General features: G+C 55.7%; 14 protein-coding genes and 1 pseudogene. 6 read left to right on the top strand and 9 right to left on the bottom strand.

Features of this window, described 5'->3' with window-relative positions:
- Positions 1-1,650: YadA family autotransporter adhesin (locus tag BM029_RS24370; RefSeq protein ID WP_170851217.1), on the top strand; the 1,650-nt coding region annotated here is incomplete at its 5' end.
- A gap of 169 nt (positions 1,651-1,819) precedes the next feature.
- On the opposite strand, the gene BM029_RS24365 is transcribed toward BM029_RS24370, so the two are convergent.
- From BM029_RS24365 to groES, 6 genes are all read right to left on the bottom strand, one after another.
- Entirely contained in the window at positions 1,820-2,629 is an 810-nt protein-coding gene (locus BM029_RS24365) for a MetQ/NlpA family ABC transporter substrate-binding protein (protein WP_092440517.1), read from the bottom strand.
- 60 nt (positions 2,630-2,689) lie between these two features.
- The gene (locus BM029_RS24360) at positions 2,690-3,343 is read right to left on the bottom strand and encodes a methionine ABC transporter permease (protein ID WP_092360165.1); all 654 of its coding nucleotides are present in this window, start codon (positions 3,341-3,343) and stop codon (positions 2,690-2,692) included.
- Entirely contained in the window at positions 3,333-4,382 is a 1,050-nt protein-coding gene (locus BM029_RS24355; protein WP_092440520.1) for a methionine ABC transporter ATP-binding protein, read from the bottom strand. The genes BM029_RS24360 and BM029_RS24355 overlap by 11 nt, the downstream gene beginning before the upstream one ends.
- Positions 4,383-4,548: 166 nt before the next feature.
- The gene (locus BM029_RS24350; protein ID WP_092440515.1) at positions 4,549-5,559 is read right to left on the bottom strand and encodes an IS110 family RNA-guided transposase; all 1,011 of its coding nucleotides are present in this window, start codon (positions 5,557-5,559) and stop codon (positions 4,549-4,551) included.
- A 485-nt stretch (positions 5,560-6,044) separates the two neighbouring features.
- On the bottom strand, positions 6,045-7,694 hold the full coding sequence (gene groL / locus BM029_RS24345; protein ID WP_092417195.1) for a chaperonin GroEL: 1,650 nt from the start codon (positions 7,692-7,694) through the stop codon (positions 6,045-6,047).
- Between the two features lie 118 nt (positions 7,695-7,812).
- Positions 7,813-8,106 carry a co-chaperone GroES gene (groES, locus tag BM029_RS24340; RefSeq protein WP_092360168.1) on the bottom strand — a complete coding sequence of 98 codons (294 nt, stop codon included), beginning with the start codon at positions 8,104-8,106 and terminating at the stop codon, positions 7,813-7,815.
- 600 nt (positions 8,107-8,706) lie between these two features.
- Between groES and BM029_RS24335 the strand changes: the two genes are divergently transcribed.
- From BM029_RS24335 to BM029_RS24320, 4 genes are all read left to right on the top strand, one after another.
- Positions 8,707-10,191, top strand: a complete 1,485-nt coding sequence (locus BM029_RS24335; protein WP_092440513.1) for an efflux transporter outer membrane subunit — start codon at positions 8,707-8,709, stop codon at positions 10,189-10,191.
- A gap of 23 nt (positions 10,192-10,214) precedes the next feature.
- A complete protein-coding gene (locus BM029_RS24330) occupies positions 10,215-11,387 on the top strand; it encodes an efflux RND transporter periplasmic adaptor subunit (RefSeq protein ID WP_092440511.1) in 1,173 nt (390 codons plus the stop codon).
- A gap of 13 nt (positions 11,388-11,400) precedes the next feature.
- Entirely contained in the window at positions 11,401-14,469 is a 3,069-nt protein-coding gene (locus tag BM029_RS24325) for an efflux RND transporter permease subunit (protein WP_092440509.1), read from the top strand.
- 255 nt (positions 14,470-14,724) lie between these two features.
- Positions 14,725-15,375: a DUF1345 domain-containing protein gene (locus BM029_RS24320; protein WP_092440507.1), complete on the top strand. Its 651-nt coding sequence runs from the start codon at positions 14,725-14,727 to the stop codon at positions 15,373-15,375.
- 124 nt (positions 15,376-15,499) lie between these two features.
- Here the strand turns inward: BM029_RS24320 and mgtA are convergent, their stop codons facing one another.
- Complete coding sequence (gene mgtA / locus BM029_RS24315) at positions 15,500-18,262, bottom strand: magnesium-translocating P-type ATPase (protein ID WP_092440505.1); 2,763 nt, start codon at positions 18,260-18,262, stop codon at positions 15,500-15,502.
- Positions 18,263-18,943: 681 nt separating this feature from the next.
- Entirely contained in the window at positions 18,944-19,135 is a 192-nt protein-coding gene (locus BM029_RS26015; protein ID WP_170851216.1) for a hypothetical protein, read from the bottom strand.
- Between the two features lie 192 nt (positions 19,136-19,327).
- Here BM029_RS26015 and dacB point away from each other — a divergent pair, with 192 nt between their 5' ends.
- Positions 19,328-20,746 (top strand): D-alanyl-D-alanine carboxypeptidase/D-alanyl-D-alanine endopeptidase, encoded by a 1,419-nt coding sequence (gene dacB, locus BM029_RS24305; RefSeq protein ID WP_092440519.1) that lies wholly within the window; start codon positions 19,328-19,330, stop codon positions 20,744-20,746.
- A gap of 39 nt (positions 20,747-20,785) precedes the next feature.
- Here the strand turns inward: dacB and BM029_RS24300 are convergent.
- Positions 20,786-21,124, bottom strand: a pseudogene (locus BM029_RS24300) (DDE transposase); the annotation flags it as partial.

Here is a 21,124-nt window from a genome sequence, read left to right as displayed (position 1 = left end):
GTGACTTCGTTGTCGACAGGTTTGAGCTCGACCAACAGTAATGTCACTTCGTTGTCGACTGGTCTGAGCTCGACGAACAGCAACGTCACTTCGCTGTCGACGGGCCTGAGCTCTACCAATAGCAACGTGACTTCGTTGTCGACAGGCTTGAGCTCGACCAATAGCAATGTGACTTCGTTGTCGACCAGCGTTTCCAGTCTGCAGGGTTCAGGTGTAGCCAATTACTTCAAGGCCGATGGAGCAAAGGACGGCACTGATAACGCAACGGTTGCGGCAGGTACGCGCGGGGTAGCGATCGGCGCGAACGCGAACGCGACGGGCCTGAATTCGGTGGCGCTGGGCGCGGGTTCGACCGACGGCGGACTCACCAATGTAGTGTCGGTTGGTTCAGTGGGCGCCGCGCGGCGGATTATCAATGTAGCAGCCGGTACGCAGAACACCGACGCGGTCAATGTCAGCCAGCTGAACTCGCTGTCGACTTCCACCGCGGCCGGCCTCAATTCCTTGTCGACCGGACTGTCATCGACCAACAGCAACGTCTCCTCGTTGTCGACCTCAACCTCGAGCGGTTTGAGTTCAGCAAACAGCGGCATCAATTCGCTGTCGACCGGACTTTCCACCGGCGTCTCGAACGTCGGTTCGCTGTCGACCGGCCTGTCTACGACCAATGGCAATGTGACTTCGCTGTCGACTTCAACCTCAACCGGGATTTCCTCCTTGTCGACGGGTATATCGTCCTTGTCAACTGGTTTGAGCCAGGTGGTTTCGCTCTCAACAGGTTTGAATAGTGTCGCCAATGGGGCGACCTCGCTGTCGACATCGCTCAAGTCCCTGGTTGATGCCTCCAAAAATGCGACGGACTCCGGTGCTACTTTTGGAGGCACCACGATTGGTGGCGCCAATAGCAATGGCACGGTACAGACCCGCGGCACCGTCGGTACCGCAGTCAACAATGTGGTGGCGGCGACTTGCGGCACTGTCAATGGCGTGGATGCCACCGGCTCCGGCCTGTGCGCACAAGCGACCAAGGATGGCGCTACGGCGATCGGTTCGAACGCCCAGGCAACTGACACCAATACCACAGCGGTGGGCTTCCGTGCATTGGCTTCCCAGGCTGGTTCGGTGGCGATCGGTTACAACGCTCGAGCCACGGGTGATCCGACGGTAGCGATTGGTAACAACGCGCTGGCGTCAGGCAATGACGCAGTGGCGATGGGTGCAGGCGCGCAGGCGACTGCAAACCGGTCGGTGGCATTGGGCGCTTATTCGGTGGCCGATCAGGAAAATACGGTCTCGGTTGGTTCTGCCGGCAATGAGCGTCGTATTACCAATGTCGCTGCTGGCGTCAATCCTACCGATGCAGTCAATGTGTCCCAACTCAACAATGTGCAAAACCAGATTAGCGATGTCAAACGCATCGCTTACTCAGGTATCGCCATGGGCATGGCCTTGTCGGGAGCGGTGATGCCGCCTCTGGAGGCCGGTGAAAAGGGTGTCGGTGTCGGTATCGGTTCTTACCAGGGATATGGCGCACTGGCCTTGCAATTCAAGGCTATCAGCAAGACTGGCAATAGTGCCTGGGGCGCCGGTGTGAGCACAACCGGTAAAAACGCTGGCTTCAGCGTCGGTTACGGCTTCAAATGGAAATAAGCAGTTTGCTCAGCGGTCACGGGCGTAGCTCTTGACCGAATGGCAAAGTGACATGCAAACGCAACGGCTTCGAAAGAACGCCGTTGCGTTTTTTCTTGAACAGGTCCGCAGCAATAAAAAAAGCCCGCGTTGCATTTGCAACGCGGGCTTTTACATCTGAATTGCCAAATTACCAGGCCGGGATCACAGAACTCTTGAACTGAGTCACGACATACTGTTTGACCTCCGGGCTATGGTAAGCCTTGATCAGCTTGGCTACCCAAGGCTTGTCCTTGTCTGCCGTGCGAATCGCGATGACGTTGGCATAAGGGCCTTTTGCAGATTCGATAGCGATACCGTCCTTGGTCGGATCGAGACCGGCTGACTCGGCATAGTTGCCGTTGATTGCCGCCGCATCCAGATCATCCAGCGAGCGTGGCAATTGAGCGGCGTCAATTTCGACGATTTTCAGTTTCTTAGGATTGTCGGCGATATCCAGCGGCGTTGCTTTCAAGCCGGCATCGGCTTTTAATTTCAATAAGCCTTGCGCCTGCAGCAACAGCAATGCGCGGCCACCGTTAGTCGGATCGTTAGGGATGCCGACGCGAGCGCCATTTTTCAGATCCTTGAGGGATTTGATTTTCTTTGAGTACACGCCCATCGGAAAGGTGATGGTGTAGGCGACATTCGTCAGTTTGTAACCACGATCCTTGATTTGCGCTTCCAGATACGGCAGATGCTGATAGCTGTTGGCATCCAGGTCACCGGCCGCCAGGGCTGCATTGGGTTGCACATAGTCGCTGAATTCGACGATCTGGATATTCAAGCCATCCTTGGCCGCGATTTTTTTGACGACTTCCAGGATCTGCGCATGCGGACCACCGGTGGCGCCGATCTTGATCGGTTTGTCCTGCGCGAAAGTAGCGCTGACAGGAGCGGCGCTGAGGCCGGCGAGAAGGCCGAAGCCAGCAAAGAATTGCACTAATTGACGACGATTCATTTTCTTCCTTTCAAAAATCATGACGATCCTGTGCAACGAGGCTGCGCAGGATTCAAAAAATCAGCGATGACTGAGGCGGCGCACCAGGATATCGCCCAGGGTCTGGACCAGTTGCACGAAGACGATCAAGATCACTACCACCAGCAACATCACTTCCGGCAGGAAGCGCTGGTAACCGTAGCGTATCCCCAGGTCACCCAGGCCGCCGCCGCCGATGGCGCCAGCCATCGCAGAGTAACCCACCAGGCTGACGAACGTAATCGTCAGGCCGGCAACGATACCGGCGAAAGCTTCCGGCACCAGCACCTTGTAGACGATTTGCCAGGTAGTAGCGCCCATCGCTTGCGCCGCTTCGATCAAGCCACGGTCGACTTCACGCAATGCGGTTTCCACCAGGCGCGCGATGAATGGCGCGGAGGCAATCGTCAGAGGCACGATTGCTGCCGCGGTGCCGATCGAGGTGCCGACGAAAAAGCGCGTGAACGGGATCACTGCTACCAGCAAGATAATGAACGGCGTGGAGCGCACCGCGTTGACGATCAAGCCGGCGATCCGGTTGAATAGCGGATGCGGCAAGACGCCGTCACGGCCGGTCAGGTGCAAGGCGATCCCCAGCGGCACGCCGAGCAGGGCGCCGAGAATGCCTGAGATGCCAACCATCATCAAGGTTTCCCCGAATGACGACAAAAACAGATCGAGCATTTCAGATGACATGATTCAATTCCTCTACAGTGACGCCTTGCTCGGTTAAGTAAGCCATGGCGGCGCTAATGTTTTCGCTGGTGCCGTTGGCCAGAATCGCCAGGGAGCCAAACGCCTGTCCTTGTATTTCATCGATCTGGCCGTGCAGGATATTGAAATCCAGATCGAATTTACGGACAGCTTCCGACAGCAAAGGTTGATCTACGCCAGACCCGGTAAAAGCAAAACGGAACAGGTGATCGGTGCCGCTGCCGGCATCGCTTTGCGCCAGTCGTGCGCGCAGGCGCTGCAGTACACCTTGCGGCAATTCCTGGGCAATCACATCGCCAATCAAGGCCCGCGTCACTTCGTGCTTAGGCGAGCGGAACAGATCGAGCACTTCACCGTGTTCAATCACTTCACCGGCTTCCATGACCGCCATGCGGTCGCAAATCATCTTGATGACTTCCATTTGATGGGTGATCAAGACAATTGTCAGGCCCAGCTCGCGATTGATCTTGCGCAGCAGTTCCAGGATGGAGCGAGTGGTTTCCGGATCGAGCGCGGAGGTGGCTTCGTCGGACAGCAAGACTTTCGGCTCATTGGCCAGCGCCCGGGCGATGCCGACGCGCTGTTTCTGGCCGCCGCTGATTTGCGCCGGATAACTATCCTTGAGCGCGGTCAGGCCAACCAGCTCCAGCAGCGATGTGACCTTTTTCTCGATATCGTTTTTGGACATGCCTGCCAGTTCCAGCGGCAGCGCGATATTGTCGTATACGGTGCGCGACGACAGCAAATTGAAATGCTGGAAAATCATGCCGATTTCACGCCGCGCGGTACGCAACTGGTCGGCGCTCAGCGCGGTCAGATCTTTGCCGTCGACGATGATGTTGCCGGAAGTAGGGCGGTTCAGCAGGTTAAGGCAACGCACCAGCGTACTTTTTCCGGCGCCGCTGCGACCGATAATGCCAAAGATCTCGCCCTTGCGTATCGTCAGGTTAACGTTACGAACCGCATCGACCGGACCGCGTGCGCCGTTGAAGCGCTGGGTAACTGCTTTGATTTCTATCATTTCAGAATGAAAAAAAGCAGCTGATTGCATAAACATCAACAATCTCGCCGCCGTTATGTATTTTATTCAATAAGTGCTTATTTTATAAGCATTCGTTAAGCATGGGAAGGAACATTTAGGTATGGCGTTATTACTGTCAGGTATATACATCTGCAGCTAAATGGGGTCAGATACCGTCTTGAATAGCAAGCCCGTTGGTTAAATAATTTGGGTCGAAGGGCTTGCCTGTACGGACCACTCCGTAAATGAGATGCGTCATTTTGTGCATGACGGCGCCGATCACAGCTTTTTTCGCCATACCTGTAGCCGATAGCCGCTCAGCAAAACGACGTAGTATCGGGTTGTGCCGGCATGCTACCAAGCTTGGCATATAAAGTGCTGCGCGCATAGACGTGCTTCCTGCTCTGCAAATCATGGTTCGACCTTTGAGGGAGGTGCCGGAGCTGCGTTGTTTAGGTGTTACACCGAGAAATGCGGCAAATGCCTTGGCATTGTCAAATCTCCGGATATCGCCCAATTGACCCAGGATCCTCGCCACTGTGGTGGCTCCGATGCCTGGGATGCTCTTGATTAGCTCGGCATCATGCTTGAGGCCGGGATGTCGATCAATGTGGTCATCGATGTCGCCCTCCAACTTGCTGATCTCGGCGCTTAGCCAGGCGATGTGCTGTCTCACATGTTCGGCGACGTCGGTCATGCCGGTGAAGGTGTTGGCCTCGAGCCTGTTTTCTTCCTGTTGGCGAATATCCTTTAGTGCTTGCACGCGCAGCGACCAGGCCCGCAGCTGGCGCTGTTCCAGTGGTGGTGGCATCCAAGGTGCGGGCTTCATGGCAGCGCAATACCGCGCAATAAGCCCGGCATCGGCGGTATCGTTCTTGTTGCGGATGTTTTCACTATGACCGAAACCTTTGATGCATGCCGGATTGACCACGCTAACGCTCACTCCCGCGTCATGCAGCGCCAATGCCACCGTCTCATAGTAGACCCCGGTCGCCTCCATACAAACATGCAACGCTTCCTTAGCCACTTTCGACTTGCTTAGCCAGTCCAGTAGTAATTTGTACCCATCGGCAGAATTTTCCACCACCTTGGCCCTGGTCTTGCCGTTGACCAGCAAGGCAATATCCAGCTTCTTCTTGCTCACATCGATACCAACAACTGCCCATGCCGTTTCCATTTTCGACCTTTCTCGTATGCGGGCTTACGCGTCAGGCGATGGCCCAAGATACCGTTCGGACTCATAAAATGAAACAGGCAGAGGCGCCTATCTGACCCACGTGCTCAACTGCACTTAGTCTCATCGGCATCACTCCGCCCGACCGCTTCTGCGCCTTTATTATCCAACGGCGATGCGGCATGCTCAATATACGAGTTTTTTTACGACAGCCTTATCGTCGTAAATTACTCTGACCCATTTTAGCGGGCTACGGAGCGCAAGGTTAAAACACCTTGTTCTTTCTCCGATCACCGTCAAAAGGGGACAGAGCCGCACGGGGAGTGGAGCTCACCGCGCTGCGGCGGTTCTCAAACTCTGTCCCCATTTGACTTTTACTGACTACTGTTTCCCAAAAGAAAAAGCCCACGATAGAAAACTATCGCAGGCTTCTTCAAAGCATAACAACCGATGCTTTCTCAGGGCCAGAATACTCCGGCCCTTCAAAATTACATCATGCCGTCCATACCACCCATGCCGCCCATACCACCCATGCCGCCTGGCATGCCGCCAGCCGACTTGTCTTCTACTTCAGCGATCATCGCTTCGGTAGTCAGGATCAGGGAAGCAACCGAAGCGGCGTTTTGCAATGCCGAACGGGTAACCTTGGTAGGGTCCAGGATGCCCAGTGCAATCATGTCGCCATAAGTGCCGTCGGCAGCGTTGTAACCGTAGTTGCCGCTACCTGCCAGGACTGCATTAACCACAACCGATGGCTCGTCGCCAGCGTTGAATACGATTTGACGCAGTGGCTCTTCGATCGCGCGCAGCACGATCTTGATGCCGGCTTCCTGGTCAGGATTGTCGCCCTTCAGGTTCTTGACGTTAGCACGTGCGCGCAGGAATGCAACGCCGCCGCCAGGAACTACGCCTTCTTCAACCGCAGCGCGAGTAGCGTGCAGAGCATCTTCAACGCGTGCTTTCTTTTCTTTCATTTCAACTTCGGTAGCAGCACCGACTTTGATCAGAGCAACGCCGCCAGCCAGCTTGGCAACGCGTTCTTGCAGTTTTTCACGGTCGTAATCCGAAGATGCTTCTTCGATTTGCGCACGGATTTGCTTGACGCGAGCTTCGATAGTGATGGCTTCGCCAGCACCGTCGATGATGGTGGTGTTTTCTTTGCTGATTTCGATACGCTTGGCTTGGCCCAGTTCAGCCAGAGTGGCTTTTTCCAGTGTCAGGCCGACTTCTTCAGCGATAACTTGGCCACCGGTCAGGATAGCGATGTCTTCCAACATGGCTTTACGACGATCGCCAAAGCCTGGAGCCTTGACAGCTGCAGTCTTCAGGATACCGCGGATGTTGTTCACAACCAGAGTTGCCAGCGCTTCGCCTTCGACATCTTCTGCGATGATCAGCAGAGGACGGCCCGACTTGGCGACTTGTTCCAGGATCGGCAGCAGGTCACGGATGTTCGATACTTTTTTGTCGAACAGCAGGACGAACGGGTTTTCCAGGGCAACAACTTGCTTTTCAGGGTTGTTGATGAAGTATGGCGACAGGTAGCCACGGTCGAATTGCATACCTTCGACGATGTCCAGTTCGTTTTCCAACGACTTGCCATCTTCAACTGTGATCACGCCTTCTTTGCCGACTTTGTCCATTGCCTTGGCAATGATTTCACCGATGTCAGCGTCGGAATTAGCTGAAATCGAACCAACTTGAGCGATTTCCTTGCTGGTTGTGGTTGGCTTCGACAGTGTCTTGATTTCTGCAACGATGGCGACAACAGCTTTGTCGATACCGCGCTTCAGATCTGTAGGGTTGAAACCGGCGGCAACGTACTTGAAGCCTTCGCGAACGATAGCTTGTGCCAGCACGGTAGCGGTAGTAGTACCGTCACCAGCGTTGTCGGAAGTCTTGGAAGCAACTTCTTTCACGAGCTGCGCGCCCATGTTTTCCAGCTTGTCTTTCAGTTCGATTTCTTTAGCAACCGAAACACCGTCCTTGGTCACGGTAGGCGCGCCGAAGCTACGCTCCAGAACCACGTTACGGCCCTTAGGACCCAGAGTTACCTTAACTGCGTTAGCCAGAATGTTGACGCCGTTGACGATCTTGGCGCGTGCATCATCGCCGAAAATTACTTGCTTTGCTGCCATGTTTGATTCTCCTGAAGAGGGTTGATTTCGATTGTGTAGTGCGTGGACCTGATTCCGATTAGAAGCGCTGGGCGCCGATTAATCAGATATTCATCAGATAATTCCGGTTTCCCCGAAATTACTTGCCTTCAACTACGGCAAACAGGTCTTCTTCACGCATAACCAGCAGTTCTTCGCCGTCGATCTTGACAGTTTGGCCGGAGTATTTACCGAACAAAACGCGATCGCCAACCTTGACTGCCAATGGACGGACCTTGCCGTCATCCAGAATCTTGCCGTTACCGACGGCCAGGACTTCACCTTGATCCGGTTTTTCAGCAGCAGCTTCTGGCAGCACGATACCCGATGCAGTTTTAGTTTCCTGGTCGAGACGCTTGACGATAACGCGATCGTGCAAAGGACGAAGATTCATATGTGACTCCTTAAGATTCAACAGGTTATTTGTATTTGCAGCAACATCGCAGCAAAGTGAACTGACCGCTCTGCTTTGCTATATATAGATGCGCCGCACAGTGACTAGGTCGGGGAGATTGTTAGCACTCTCTCCTAACGAGTGCTAAGTATAGGGACGCTCTGTCGATTTTTCAAGCCCGCATTCGGATTCGCCGGAGAATTATCGATTTCTTTGCAGCTTCTCGAATACATGCCCGAGTCAGGCGAAAGTGGTATGGGGGTTACTAAGCAGGAGGAAAGCGCGCTATTATTGCTGCGCAGAAATCTGGCAAGATATCCGATAAAGATAGAAGGTAGCATTTTGGCAATATTCAAGCATATTTCCCGCAGCTCGGCTTGATTGCATTCCATCCCGTGTTTTAGTCGATTGATCCCCGCGATTCTGCAGATTGTCGCAATCACATACTCAGTAGCAATAGTCCTCTTTATAGTGTCGATACACACTGTAAATTGGAGAGTTGCAGCAAATATTCTGAGACAACGCATTACCTCGTAAAAAGCATAAAACAACTAAAACCCCCCAATTTGGGAGCCCTCAAAAAATTAAGTAAGGGAAAAAATGCGTTTATACAAGATGCTCGGCAGCGTACCCCTGCTGTCCGTGATCGCTGGCTGTGTTGTCGGGCCTACCTACCAGGTACCCGCGCCAGCCACATCATCACAAGCAGTGCTGCCGCAATTCCAGGCCACGCTGCCGCAGTCGGCAGCTGCAGGTGCCGGTGCCGGTACCAGCGACCTGACACGCTGGTGGTCGCAATTCGACGATCCGCTGGTGAGCGAGCTGGTTGCCACCGCAGAAGAAAACAACCCAAGCATGGCGCAGGCCCTGGCGCGAATTGCGCAGGCGCGCGCTACCGCGGTTTCGTCCGGCAGCGCGCTATATCCTTCGCTGGCGGCTAATGCCAGCAGCATGCGCAGCCGGTCTCTCTCCGGCGGTATCGGCGACACAGCCTTCATCTCCACCAGCAACAGCGCTACCTTCGACGCCAGCTGGGAGCTGGACTTGTTCGGCGGCAAACGCAAAGCTGCCGATGCCGCCAATGCGCGTGTATCCGCCCGCAACGCGGACTGGTATGGCGCCCGGGTGTCGCTGGCGGCTGAAGTCGGCAGCGCGCTGGTCAACTACCGGGCTTGTGTCGCGACTACAGAGATGCTGGCGGAAGATTTGAAATCGCGTGAACAAACCGGGCAACTCACCGCACTCAAGGTCAAGGCCGGATTTACTGCGCCTGCCGACGGTGCCTTGATTAACGGATCAACCGCCGATGCGCGGCAAAAGCTGATCGTGCAGCGCTCCGAATGCGATCTGGATATCAAGGCGCTGGTGGCGCTGACAGATATTCCTGAACCGGCTTTGCGCACCAAGCTCGCACTCAACCAGCACTTGCCGCTACCACACGACATCACAGTCGACAGTGTGCCCGCGCAAGCTTTGTCGCAACGGCCCGATATCGCCGTGGCTGAGCGGGAGCTGGCGGCGGCCGGTGCTGAGATCAACGTCGCCCAGGCGAATCGCTATCCGAGCATTTCTCTGCTGGGCAGCATCGGTATCGGCGGCTTGCGGTTTGACGGCCAAAGCGGACATTCCAAAACCTGGTCGTTCGGTCCTTCGCTCAACCTGCCCTTGTTTGACGCCGGCCGCCGCAAGGCCGAAGTCGACCTGGCCCGCGCCCGCTACGATGAGGCTTATGCCGGCTACCAATTGCAAGTCCGGACTGCCGTGCGAGAAATCGAAGAAGCATTGGTGCGGCTGGATGCTGCCGCACGGCGTGAAAACGATGCGGCGCTGGCAGCGCAGGAATATGAGCGTTATTACCATGCCAATAACGATAAATTCAAAGCCGGGAGCGGCAGCCTGTTTGAACTGGAAGACGCACGCCGTACTTTCCTGGCAGCACAGCAAACTCAAATCAGCGTACAACGCGAACACGTAACCGCCTGGATCGCACTATACAAAGCCCTGGGCGGCGGCTGGCGCAACGACAAGGAGCAGGCGGCAATACCAGCATCGTCTGCTACTGCGCCAAACACCGATCGTTCTTAACAATATACGTAAAGAATACTGTCATGAAAAAACCGTCCTTCAAGCAAATAGCAATCGTCGCAGTCATCGTTGTCATCGGCAGCGGTGCGTTCTGGGCCACTACCGGCAATTACGCCAAATCCGTCGACAAAGAGCCGGCCAAGCCGAAGGCATCGCTCACCGTTACCACCACCAAAGCACAGAGCATCGACTGGCCATTATCCCTGTCAGCCAACGGCAGTATCGCCGCGTGGCAAGAAGCCGTGGTCGGCAGCGAGCTGGGTGGATTGTTGCTGGCGGAAGTGCGGGTCAACGTCGGCGACGTCGTCAAGCGCGGCCAGGTCCTGGCCCGGTTTACCAATGAAAGCGTGGCGGCCCAGGTGGCGCAGCAAAAAGCCGCGGTGGAAGAAGCGCGCGCCGCTTTGTCAGAGGCCGATGCAAATGCTGAACGGGCGCGCACCCTGGGCAACAGCGGCGCTTTGAGCGGCCAGCAAACTACGCAATATGAAGTGGCTCAGCGCAGTGCCAAAGCGCGTTTGTTGTCGGCTCAGGCGAGCCTGGAGATGCAGCAGATCCGGTTGCGCCAGACTCAGGTGATTGCGCCCGATGACGGGATTATTTCTTCGCGCACAGCAACGGTTGGCGCGGTGGCGTCCCAGGGACAAGAGCTATTCAAGCTGATTCGCCAGAATCGTCTTGAATGGCGCGCCGAAGTCAACGCCACCGACCTGTTGCAAATCAAGGTCGGGCAGGCAGTGAAATTACGCGTGACTAACGGTGTTCTGGTCGACGGCAAGGTGCGCATGATTGCACCTACGGTAGATCCACTTACCCGCAACGCGCTGGTGTATGTCGATTTGCCGGTGCCAGGCAGTGCCCACGCAGGCATGTTCGGCACCGGCCAGTTTTTGCTGGGCCATGCGGAAGCACTCACCTTGCCGCAAAGCTCGGTAGTGATGCGCGACGGCTTTAGTTATGTCTACCAATTGGGTAAGGACGACAAGGTCATACAAACCAAGGTGACTCTGGGGCGTCGTGTCGGCGAACGGATCGAAGTGGCCAGTGGCGACAATGGCATCACGCCGGCGATGATCCTGATAGAAAAGGGCGCGGGATTCCTGGCAGACGGCGATACGGTACGTGTGGCTAATCCGGCGGAAGTTAAGCCCGCCGCGAAGCCGACTCCTGCCCGCAACGCATCGCTGGCATTGAAGTAAGCGAGGAACCGCCATGAATTTTTCCTCTCTCTCGATCAAACATCCGGTTCCCGCCATTTTGCTGTTCATTTTGCTGACCATCATGGGGTTGATGAGTTTCAAAAGCATGATTGTGCAGAGCGATCCGGACATCGAATTTCCGTTCATTTCAGTGACGGCCAGTTTGCCAGGTGCGTCGCCGTCGCAGCTGGAAACGGAAGTTGCGCGCAAGATTGAAAATTCGGTGGCGACCGTCACCGACATCCGCCATATCTACACCACCATCAGCGATGGCGTAGTGAATATCCAGATCGAATTTCGCCTGGAAAAAGACATTGCCGAAGCGATGAATGATGTCCGCGATGCGGTCAATCGCGTGCGCAGCGATATGCCTTCCGATCTGCGCGATCCTGTCTATGGCAAGGCCAGCACTTCAGGTCAACCGATCATCACCTATACCGTAAAATCCGATCAGCTGGATGAGGAAGCGTTGTCCTGGTTTGTTGATAATGACGTTTCCAAAGCCCTGCTGTCGGTTCAAGGTGTGGGGAAGATAGCCCGGGTAGGTGGCGTCAACCGTGAGGTGCTGGTTGAACTCGATCCTGAACGCATGGCTGCATTGAATGTATCAGCGGCGCAAATCTCGCGCCAGCTGCAACGTGTGCAACAGGAGGCGCCGGGCGGCAAAGCCGATATCAGCGGCGCCCGGCAATCGGTGCGCACCATCGGCACCGTCGGCAATGTGGCTGAGATCGCTGCGTTGCAGATGGCTCTGCCGGACGGTCACGTTATCCGCCTGGATCAGGTCGCCAAGGTGACCGATGGCGTCGGTGAACGCACGGCGATTACGCTGCTCGACGGCAAGCCGGTAGTCGGATTTGAAATCACACGAAGCAAGGGTGCTGGCGAAATCGTTGTAGCCAAAGCCGTAAAAAAAGCGGTCGCTGCGCTGAACGAGAAGGCGTCGCACGTCAAGATCGAAGAAGCTTTCAATAACGTCGACGCAGTCCAGGAAAACTACGATGGCTCCATGTCGCTGTTGTATGAGGGAGCGATCCTGGCAGTGCTGGTGGTCTGGTTTTTCTTGCGCGACTGGCGCGCAACACTGGTGGCTGCCGCTGCTCTGCCGCTGTCTATCATCCCGACTTTCATGGTGATGAACTACCTTGGCTTTACTCTCAACGGCGTGACTTTGCTGTCGCTGGCGCTGGTGATCGGGATCCTGGTTGACGATGCGATCGTTGAAATCGAAAATATCGTGCGCCATCTGCGCATGGGAAAAACGCCGTATCAGGCGGCGATGGAAGCTGCCGACGAAATCGGCCTGGCGGTGGTGGCCACCACGTTTACGTTGGTCGCGGTGTTTTTGCCGACGGCATTCATGAGTGGCATCGTCGGTAAATTCTTCAAGCAATTCGGCTGGACTGCAGCCATTGCGGTGACTACCTCATTGATAGTGGCTCGGCTGCTGACACCGATGATGGCGGCGTATTTGTTAAAGCCCATCGTGCATGAGAAAAAGGGAAGCGGCCTGATGACCAGGTATCTGGTGGTTGCATCATGGTGTATGCATCACCGGGTCAAGACCACGATCATGGCTGCGGTATTTTTTGCTGCATCCCTGGCGATGATTCCTTTTTTGCCAACCGGCTTCATTCCCGCTAGCGACAGAGGACAGACGCAAGTCACGCTGGAACTGCCGCCTGGCAGCATCCTGGCGGACACGCGCGCCAGCGCGGAACACGCACGCAGCTTGTTGATGACCAATAAGGACGTGTCCCAGGTGTATAGCGCGATTGGCGGCGACGATGCCCGGCGCGCAACCTTGACCGTACTGCTCAGGGATATGCCGGAGCGTAAAAAGAAGCAGAGCGAGGTCGATATGGAGCTGCGCAAACTGCTGACGCAACTACCTGGCTTGCGCTTTACCGTCGGCGCCGGCGGCAATGGCGAGGAACTGCAACTATTGTTGTCCGGCGACGATCCGCAAGCACTCAGTGCGGTAACGCAAGCGGTAGAGCGTGAAATCCGTGGCATTCCGGATCTCGGTAATGTGACTTCCAGCATCAGCCTGGTGCGTCCGGAAATCATCGTCACGCCTGATTTTGCCAAAGCCGCCGACCTTGGCGTCACCGCTTCTGCGATTGGCGATACGCTGCGCATAGCAACCTCGGGCGACTACGATCAATCGGTAGCCAAACTGAATCTGCCGGAACGCCAGGTGCCGATTCGAGTGCGCTTGCCGGAAGGTGCGCGGCACGACATGAGTGTGCTGGAACGTCTGTCGGTGCAAGGGAAAAACGGTAACGTCCCGCTTAGCTCTGTCGCCGATATCCGTTTCGACAGCGGGCCGGCGCGTATCGATCGCATCGACCGCAACCGCCGCGTGATCATCCATGTCGAGCTGAATGGTCACGAACTGGGTGAAGTAATGGACAAGATCAATCAGTTGCCGAACCTGAAAAACCTGCCACCGAACGTCAAGCGCGGCGAATTGGGCGATGCGGAAGTCATGAAGGAGTTGTTCTCCGGATTCGCCGTGGCGATGTTGACCGGTGTCTTGTGCGTCTATATGGTGCTGGTGCTGTTGTTCAAAGGATTCTTGCAACCGGTGACGATTCTGGCGGCATTACCTTTGTCCATCGGCGGCGCATTTGCGGCATTGCTGATCACGCATAATTCGTTCTCCATGCCATCGCTCATCGGTTTGCTGATGTTGATGGGTATTGCAGTCAAGAATTCGATTCTGCTGGTGGAGTACGCCATCGTGGCTCGGCGCGATCACGGACTGAGCCGCTTCGACGCTTTGATGGACGCTTGCCACAAGCGGGCTCAGCCAATCGTCATGACCACCATCGCCATGGGCGCCGGCATGCTGCCGATTGCGCTGGGATTGGGAGCCGACTCCAGTTTCCGCGGACCAATGGCGATTGCCGTGATCGGCGGGTTGGTGACGTCGACATTCTTGAGTCTGCTGGTGATACCGGTGGTATTTACGTATGTCGATGACTTCCTGATTTGGTCTAAACGCAAATTCCGGCGTAAACACGGTGAGGCAGCTGCCGGTGTAGCGGGTGGAAAACTGCATACCGCTGAGAAGTAACCGTAGGGTGGGCACGCCTTTGTGCCCACGCGTGAACTCACAACACGCACATACCTGTTTTCGTGTCGCGAGGGTTTGTACTCCGGTTATCGCGGTCACGCGTGGGCACAAAGGCGTGCCCACTCTACGGCTGCGTGTTGCATCAAACGAAAACACACGAAAATCCCCGGTTGCAATATGCTATCGATAAAAATGGCGAAGCCGCGTCAATGGCGGCTCGCCGCATCTCGATATCGGATTTAACTGAGGACAAGCATGGATATACGCCGCCTGGTTTTTCATACACACCCGCGTCTGGTGATTGCGTTGCTGGTAGGTGTCGTGGTCTGGGTGATCCTGCCGCAGGGCTCGCACCTGACGCAGCTGCTGATAGGCTGGAATGCGGGCGTCTGGACTTACCTGGTGACGCTTTGGTGGATGATGACCAGGGCCACATCGGAGCTGGTGAAAAGCCGCGCCGCCATAGAGGATGAAAACGATACCATGATCCTGGTCATCATTTGCATCGCAGCCGTTTCCAGCATTGGCGCGGTGGTAATGGGATTGACGCAAACCAAGGACTTCTTGCCGGGACCGAAAGAACTCCGGTATTTGTTTACCGGGATGACTGTGCTGGGTTCGTGGTTCATGGTCGGCACCGTCTTCGCCTTGCACTATGCACGTCTGTTCTATGCCTGCGATGCCGACAAACTGCCGCTGCGCTTCCCCGACGATGAAAAGAATCCGGATTACTGGGATTTTCTTTATTTTTCTTTCACCATGGCGGTTGCGGTTCAGACTTCCGATGTGAGCATCATGACGCGGCCAATGCGCAAGATCGTCTTGATGCAGTCGATACTGACGTTCCTGTTCAATTCGGCCATCCTGGGTTTGTCGATCAATATCGCAGCCGGCCTGGTCGGGTAAATTTCCGACAAGAGCGTTTCGCTTGCGGCGTAAAAAAAGCTAATCCGTGCGGATTGGCTTTTTTCGTATGGGCCGGGAATGACAGGTTAAATCACCACCTCCGCCACCCCGTCAACATATCGCCTTATTGCCAGCCGTAGCGGCGGGCATACCAGCCTTTCATTGCCTGTGTCAGCACGGCATAGGCAACCAGGATCAGAAGCAGCCACGGGAAGTAGGTCAGCGGCAAAGCCTGCAGCTTGAAGTAATGCGCCAGCGGCGACATCGGCAACAGGATCCCGACCATCATGATGATGATGGTCATGCTCATCAATGCCCATGATGCACGGCTCTGGAAGAATGGAATCTTGCGGGTGCGGATCATGTGCACGATCAAGGTTTGCGACAGCAGGCCTTCGATGAACCAGCCAGACTGGAACAGGGTCTGATGTTCCGGTGTGTTGGCGCCGAAGATGTACCACATCAAGGCAAAAGTGGTGATGTCGAAAATCGAACTGATCGGGCCGAAGAACACCATGAAACGACCGATTTCGCCGGCATTCCAGCGCTGTGGTTTTTCCAGGAATTCCTTGTCGACGTTATCGAAAGGAATCGTGATTTGTGAAATATCGTACAGCAGGTTTTGCACCAGCAGATGCAAAGGCAGCATCGGCAGGAATGGCAGGAACGCGCTGGCGACCAGTACCGAGAATACATTGCCGAAGTTGGAGCTGGCGGTCATCTTGATGTATTTCAGCATGTTGGCGAAGGTCTTGCGACCTTCCAGCACGCCTTCTTCCAGCACCATCAGGCTCTTTTCCAGCAAGATGATATCGGCCGCTTCCTTGGCGATATCGACTGCGGTATCGACCGAGATGCCGATATCGGCGGCACGCAGCGCCGGTGCGTCGTTGATGCCGTCGCCCATGAAACCGACCACGTGGCCCTTGTCATGCAAAACCCGCACGATACGTTCCTTGTGGGTCGGGCTGAGCTTGGCGAACACGGTCGTAGTGTCGACTGCGACTGCGAGATCGGCGTCGCTCATTTTTTCGACATCGGAGCCGAGCAGCATGCCGTCCACTGCCAGACCGACCTGGCGGCAGATCTTGGCGGTTACCAGTTCGTTGTCGCCGGTCAGGATCTTGACGGTGATGCCATGCGCCTTGAGCGCATCCAGCGCTGGCTTGGTCGATTCTTTCGGTGGGTCGAGGAAGGCGATGTAACCAATCAGCACCAGGTTGCATTCATCGGCCACGCCGTACACTTCTTTGGTCGGCGGCAGGTCTTTGGCCGCTACCGCTACCACGCGCAAGCCTTCGGCGTTCAGGCTGGAGGTAGTCTCGTAGATTTCTTGCAGCAGCTCCTTGGTGAACGGCACCACTTCGCCGTTATGGCGGGCGTGGGTACATACCGAAACGATTTCTTCTACCGCACCTTTACAGATCAGTTCATGATGGTCTTCGCGTTCGCTGACCACCACCGACATGCGGCGGCGCTGGAAGTCGAACGGGATTTCATCGACCTTGCGGTAGGCAGAAGCCAGCGCCATTTCGCGCTGCAACTCGGCATGGTCGAGCACGGCCACATCCAGCAGGTTTTTCAGGCCGGTTTGATAGTGGCTGTTGAGGTAGGCATATTCCAGCACCAGGTCATCCTGCTCGCCGAGGATGTCGGTATGGCGCTCCAGGAAAATCTTGTCCTGGGTCAGGGTCCCGGTTTTGTCTGTGCACAGCACATCCATGGCGCCGAAGTTCTGGATCGCATCAAGCCGCTTGACGATCACTTTTTTACGCGACAGGGCGACCGCGCCCTTGGCCAGCGTCGAGGTGACGATCATCGGCAGCATTTCCGGTGTCAGGCCGACCGCGATCGACATCGCAAACAGGAACGCCTCGACCCAGTCGCCTTTGGTGTAGCCGTTCAGCAGGAACACCACCGGCGTCATCACCATCATGAAACGGATCAACAGCCAGCTGACTTTGTTGACGCCGGACTGGAACGCGGTTGGCGTGCGGTCGGCGGCGGTAACGCGTTCGGCCAGGGCGCCGAAGTAGGTGCGGTTGCCGGTAGTTACGACGATCGCGGTGGCCGAGCCGCTGACCACGTTGGTACCCATGAAACACAGGTTGTCCAGTTCCAGCGGATTGCTGGTGGCGACGCCGCGGTGGGTGATGAATTTCTCCACCGGCAGCGATTCACCGGTCATGGCGGCCTGGCTGATAAACAGATCCTTGGCAGTCAGCAAGCGCAAATCGGCAGGAATCATGTCGCCGGCAGACAACTGGACGATATCGCCCGGAACCAGTTTCTTGATCGGCAATTCGATGCGGCGCGCGCCCTTCGGATGCAAGGTGACGTCGAAGTAGCGCAACGCTTCTTCGGCAATGTCTTCGGCCAGGTCATGCCGCAGCACGGTGGCGGTATTGCTGACCATTGCCTTGAGCTTGTCGGCGGCTGTGTTGGAGCGCGATTCCTGAATGAAGCGCATCAGTGTCGACAACACCACCATCGAACCGATGACGATGGTGGCTTTCATGTCTTCGGTGAGGAAGGAGACGGCGGCCAGCACGGTCAGCAGCAGATTGAACGGATTCTTATAGCATTGCCACAGATGCACCCATTTCGAGATCGGCTTTTCATGTTCGACTTCATTCGGGCCGGCGACGGCGCGGATATCGTCCGCCTCGGCTTCTGTCAGGCCGTCGGCACGGCTGTGCAGGGTCTGGAACAGTTCGCTGATATCGACACGGGCCGCGCTGGACAAGGTTTCTGCCAGTGACGGCGGCACTTCTTTGGTAACCGGCGTGCTGCGAAACATGTCCGCGCCAAGACGGCGAAAGTGGCGATCCATGCCATGCGTGCGTACAAAGCTGACGAATGTTTCTTTAAGAATGTTCAGATTCATGGAGTTCTTCTTTTTTTCATGCAATACGGTCGGCTGTCGTCGATCAGTGTGTTGCTTCCTGCGGGCTTTTTAACTTGTCGATTCAACTTCATCGATTTAACTTTATGTTAACGATTGGCAATCCATCCGGATGACAGCGAGTTAGCGAAAAAAGTAAAAGCTTAAGGACGGCACCAGACTGTAAATTCGATCGGTGACATCTTGATGACAATCTCGGGTCAATTTCAAGAGCGGGTATACAGATGTTCGATGACTCCGGACGTCGGCAAAAGCCGGGGTCGGAGCCAGATTCAGCCTAGCGCGCTACCGGAACGGCAACACAGCTTTGCATAAAACAAGATCAGGTGGTGGAATACTGCATGGCCGGAAACGGATTCCGGACACTGGGATACCATCATCCGCCGGTGGCGAGATGACGGCAGGGGAAATCCTGCGTTATCTTGCCGAGGCGGTGCCAGAACAGGTCTGGCTACAACTGTCACTCGAACAAGTGCCCATTAAAAGGGGCTCCATAAAATTTAGACTGGTGGATAGTAGTCGCGCCGTGGGTGGCGGTCAAGAAAATTGTGCAGGACAGCACTAGTTTTTTCGGCTTTGGTTTTTCATTGTTTTTTTAGCATTCATATTGTTGTCATTCCATTATCCGGCCTTGTCTTTGGGAACCGGAAAACTATACTGAAATTACAAGTAAGCGAAGGAGACGATGATGGTCAACCTGATAATGCACAATCTGCTTTTCTTTGTGCCGGCAGCCATCGCCGGATTGGTACTGTGCGGGGAAGTACCGGTAGCATCCAAGTTTGCCAGAGGCAGCTTGCGTGCCATCGGCGCTATTTGCGGAGCTTTGTTGGCATTGGTGATTTTGGAAGCCATACCAGCTTTGCTCTGAAGCCACAGTCCGGAAAGCATATCGGGATCGCTGACAACATCCCGCCGCTACTCTGTTTGCTTTACATTTGATCACCGACTTTCAAAGTCGGCGACAACTCCATCCTTTGCATCGCGTGAACGCGTGGGATAATCCCACGCAAATTCTCTTTTTTCACCGGTGCCCACTTGAATAAAATCCGCGCAATCAGTCTCCTTATTTTGTCTTCCGCCTTGCTGAGCGGTGTGCAGGCACAAGAGTCTTCCGCCGGGTTGCCGGCGCCGTTTAGCAAAGCCTTGCAGCTTGCCGGGATTCCGGTCCAAAGCGTCGGCGTGTATGTGCAAGAGGTCGATGGCACCGGAAGAGTGCTGGCATCGGCCAACGCCGGCGTGCCGTTCAATCCGGCGTCGACCATGAAACTGGTGACGACCGACGCCGCGCTGGAATTGCTGGGGCCGACCTATCGCTGGAAAACCCAGGCGTACACCAACGGCAGCCAGGTCGGTAATGTATTGCAAGGCGATCTGATCTTCAAAGGTAACGGCGACCCCAAGCTGGTGCTGGAAAATTTCTGGTTGTTCCTGCGCCAGATTCGGGCCAAGGGTATCCGCGACATCCGCGGCAATATCGTCCTCGACCGCAGCACGTTTGATGAGAATGCCTACGATCCCTCAGAGTTCGACGGCGATCCGACGAAACCGTATAACGTCGGCCCCGACGCCTTGCTGCTGAACTACAAGACACTGACCTTTCAGTTCGTGCCGAACCTGGAAACACGCCAGGTCAATGTGCTGACCGATCCACCGATGAGCGGTTACCCGGTGACGCCGCCGCGCCTGGGTAGCGGTAATTGCGATGACTGGCAGGGCAAACTGCAAGCGGCGGTGGATGCCGACGGCGCGAGTTTCAACGGCGCGATGCCGGCCTCTTGCGGTGAAAAGACCTGGTACGTCAATCCCTACAAGATGAGCTCCACCCAATATTTCGGCGCGGTATTCCGGCAAATGTGGGCCGATCTCGGCGGTACTTTCAGCGGCGTGGTGAAAAGCGGGGTGATGCCAGCCGGCAGCAACCTGATCAGCGAATGGAGCTCGGTGACCTTGCCGGAAGTAATCCGCGACATCAACAAATACAGCAACAACGTGATGGCGCGGCAAGTGCTGCTGACCATCGCCTCCGATATTCTGAAAGTCCCCGCCACCCCTGAACGCGGTGCACGCGCCATCCAAAGCTGGTTAACCAACAAGGGCATAGATGCCAGCGGCCTTGTAATTGAAAATGGCTCCGGACTATCTCGCAACGAAAGGATTTCCGCCAAGACCATGGGCCGCATGATGGCCTCCGCATTCCAGTCGCCGACCATGCCCGAGTTCGTCTCATCCATGCCATTGGTAGGTTACGACGGCACCATGCGCAAGCGGCTCAAAAACCAAACCGTAGCAGGCCAGGCCCACGTCAAGACCGGCACCCTGAACGACGTCAGGGCAATCGCCGGCTACGTCCTGGCCGCCTCCGGCAAATACTACGCAGTGGTATGCCTGATCAACCACTCCAACGCCCCCAGAGGGCAAGCCGCACAAGACGGCCTGCTACAGTGGGTATACGAAAATGGTTGAAATAACCCAGTAGTTAATTCGACTCTGACCCTAATGCCGTTAAGTTAGCGGCTTTCTTAGCCGACGTTCGGGGTAGCGCTGCGGCTTGGCCTTGGTGACCCGGTCGAATTTTCGGCCGGGTCGGTAGACATTCAGTTCGAGGATCATCCTCTCGCGCATGCGTTTGAGTAAGCCTGGTAGATTTCCTTGAGCGTTGAGGGCTGCGGCGTGCATCATTTCGAACTGGAAGGCGTGCAAGGCCAGGACAAAGCTGATTTCAGTTGGCATGCATTTCACCTGTTCTGCGGTGCGCGCCATTTCAAGCCGGACGAGGTTGTATGCGATCAGCACGCCCCAGATTTCTTGGCGGGTCGCATCCACCCCATGGCTGCGCAGGTT

Origin of the sequence: Collimonas sp. OK607 (assembly GCF_900111995.1) — a bacterium.
In the GTDB taxonomy this organism is placed as follows: domain Bacteria; phylum Pseudomonadota; class Gammaproteobacteria; order Burkholderiales; family Burkholderiaceae_D; genus Collimonas.
This window is presented reverse-complemented; position numbering and strand designations above follow the sequence as displayed.

What these genes read in the sequence shown, in the direction of transcription:
- BM029_RS24325 (WP_092440509.1), top strand. Translation starts at nt 11,401, where the DNA reads ATGAATTTTTCCTCTCTCTCGATCAAACATCCGGTTCCCGCCATTTTG.
- BM029_RS24330 (WP_092440511.1), top strand. Translation starts at nt 10,215, where the DNA reads ATGAAAAAACCGTCCTTCAAGCAAATAGCAATCGTCGCAGTCATCGTT.
- groES (WP_092360168.1), bottom strand. Translation starts at nt 8,106, where the DNA reads ATGAATCTTCGTCCTTTGCACGATCGCGTTATCGTCAAGCGTCTCGAC.
- BM029_RS24360 (WP_092360165.1), bottom strand. Translation starts at nt 3,343, where the DNA reads ATGTCATCTGAAATGCTCGATCTGTTTTTGTCGTCATTCGGGGAAACC.
- BM029_RS26015 (WP_170851216.1), bottom strand. Translation starts at nt 19,135, where the DNA reads ATGGCTTCCAAAATCACCAATGCCAACAAAGCTCCGCAAATAGCGCCG.
- BM029_RS24350 (WP_092440515.1), bottom strand. Translation starts at nt 5,559, where the DNA reads ATGGAAACGGCATGGGCAGTTGTTGGTATCGATGTGAGCAAGAAGAAG.
- BM029_RS24355 (WP_092440520.1), bottom strand. Translation starts at nt 4,382, where the DNA reads ATGATAGAAATCAAAGCAGTTACCCAGCGCTTCAACGGCGCACGCGGT.
- BM029_RS24320 (WP_092440507.1), top strand. Translation starts at nt 14,725, where the DNA reads ATGGATATACGCCGCCTGGTTTTTCATACACACCCGCGTCTGGTGATT.
- BM029_RS24335 (WP_092440513.1), top strand. Translation starts at nt 8,707, where the DNA reads ATGCGTTTATACAAGATGCTCGGCAGCGTACCCCTGCTGTCCGTGATC.
- mgtA (WP_092440505.1), bottom strand. Translation starts at nt 18,262, where the DNA reads ATGAATCTGAACATTCTTAAAGAAACATTCGTCAGCTTTGTACGCACG.
- groL (WP_092417195.1), bottom strand. Translation starts at nt 7,694, where the DNA reads ATGGCAGCAAAGCAAGTAATTTTCGGCGATGATGCACGCGCCAAGATC.
- BM029_RS24365 (WP_092440517.1), bottom strand. Translation starts at nt 2,629, where the DNA reads ATGAATCGTCGTCAATTAGTGCAATTCTTTGCTGGCTTCGGCCTTCTC.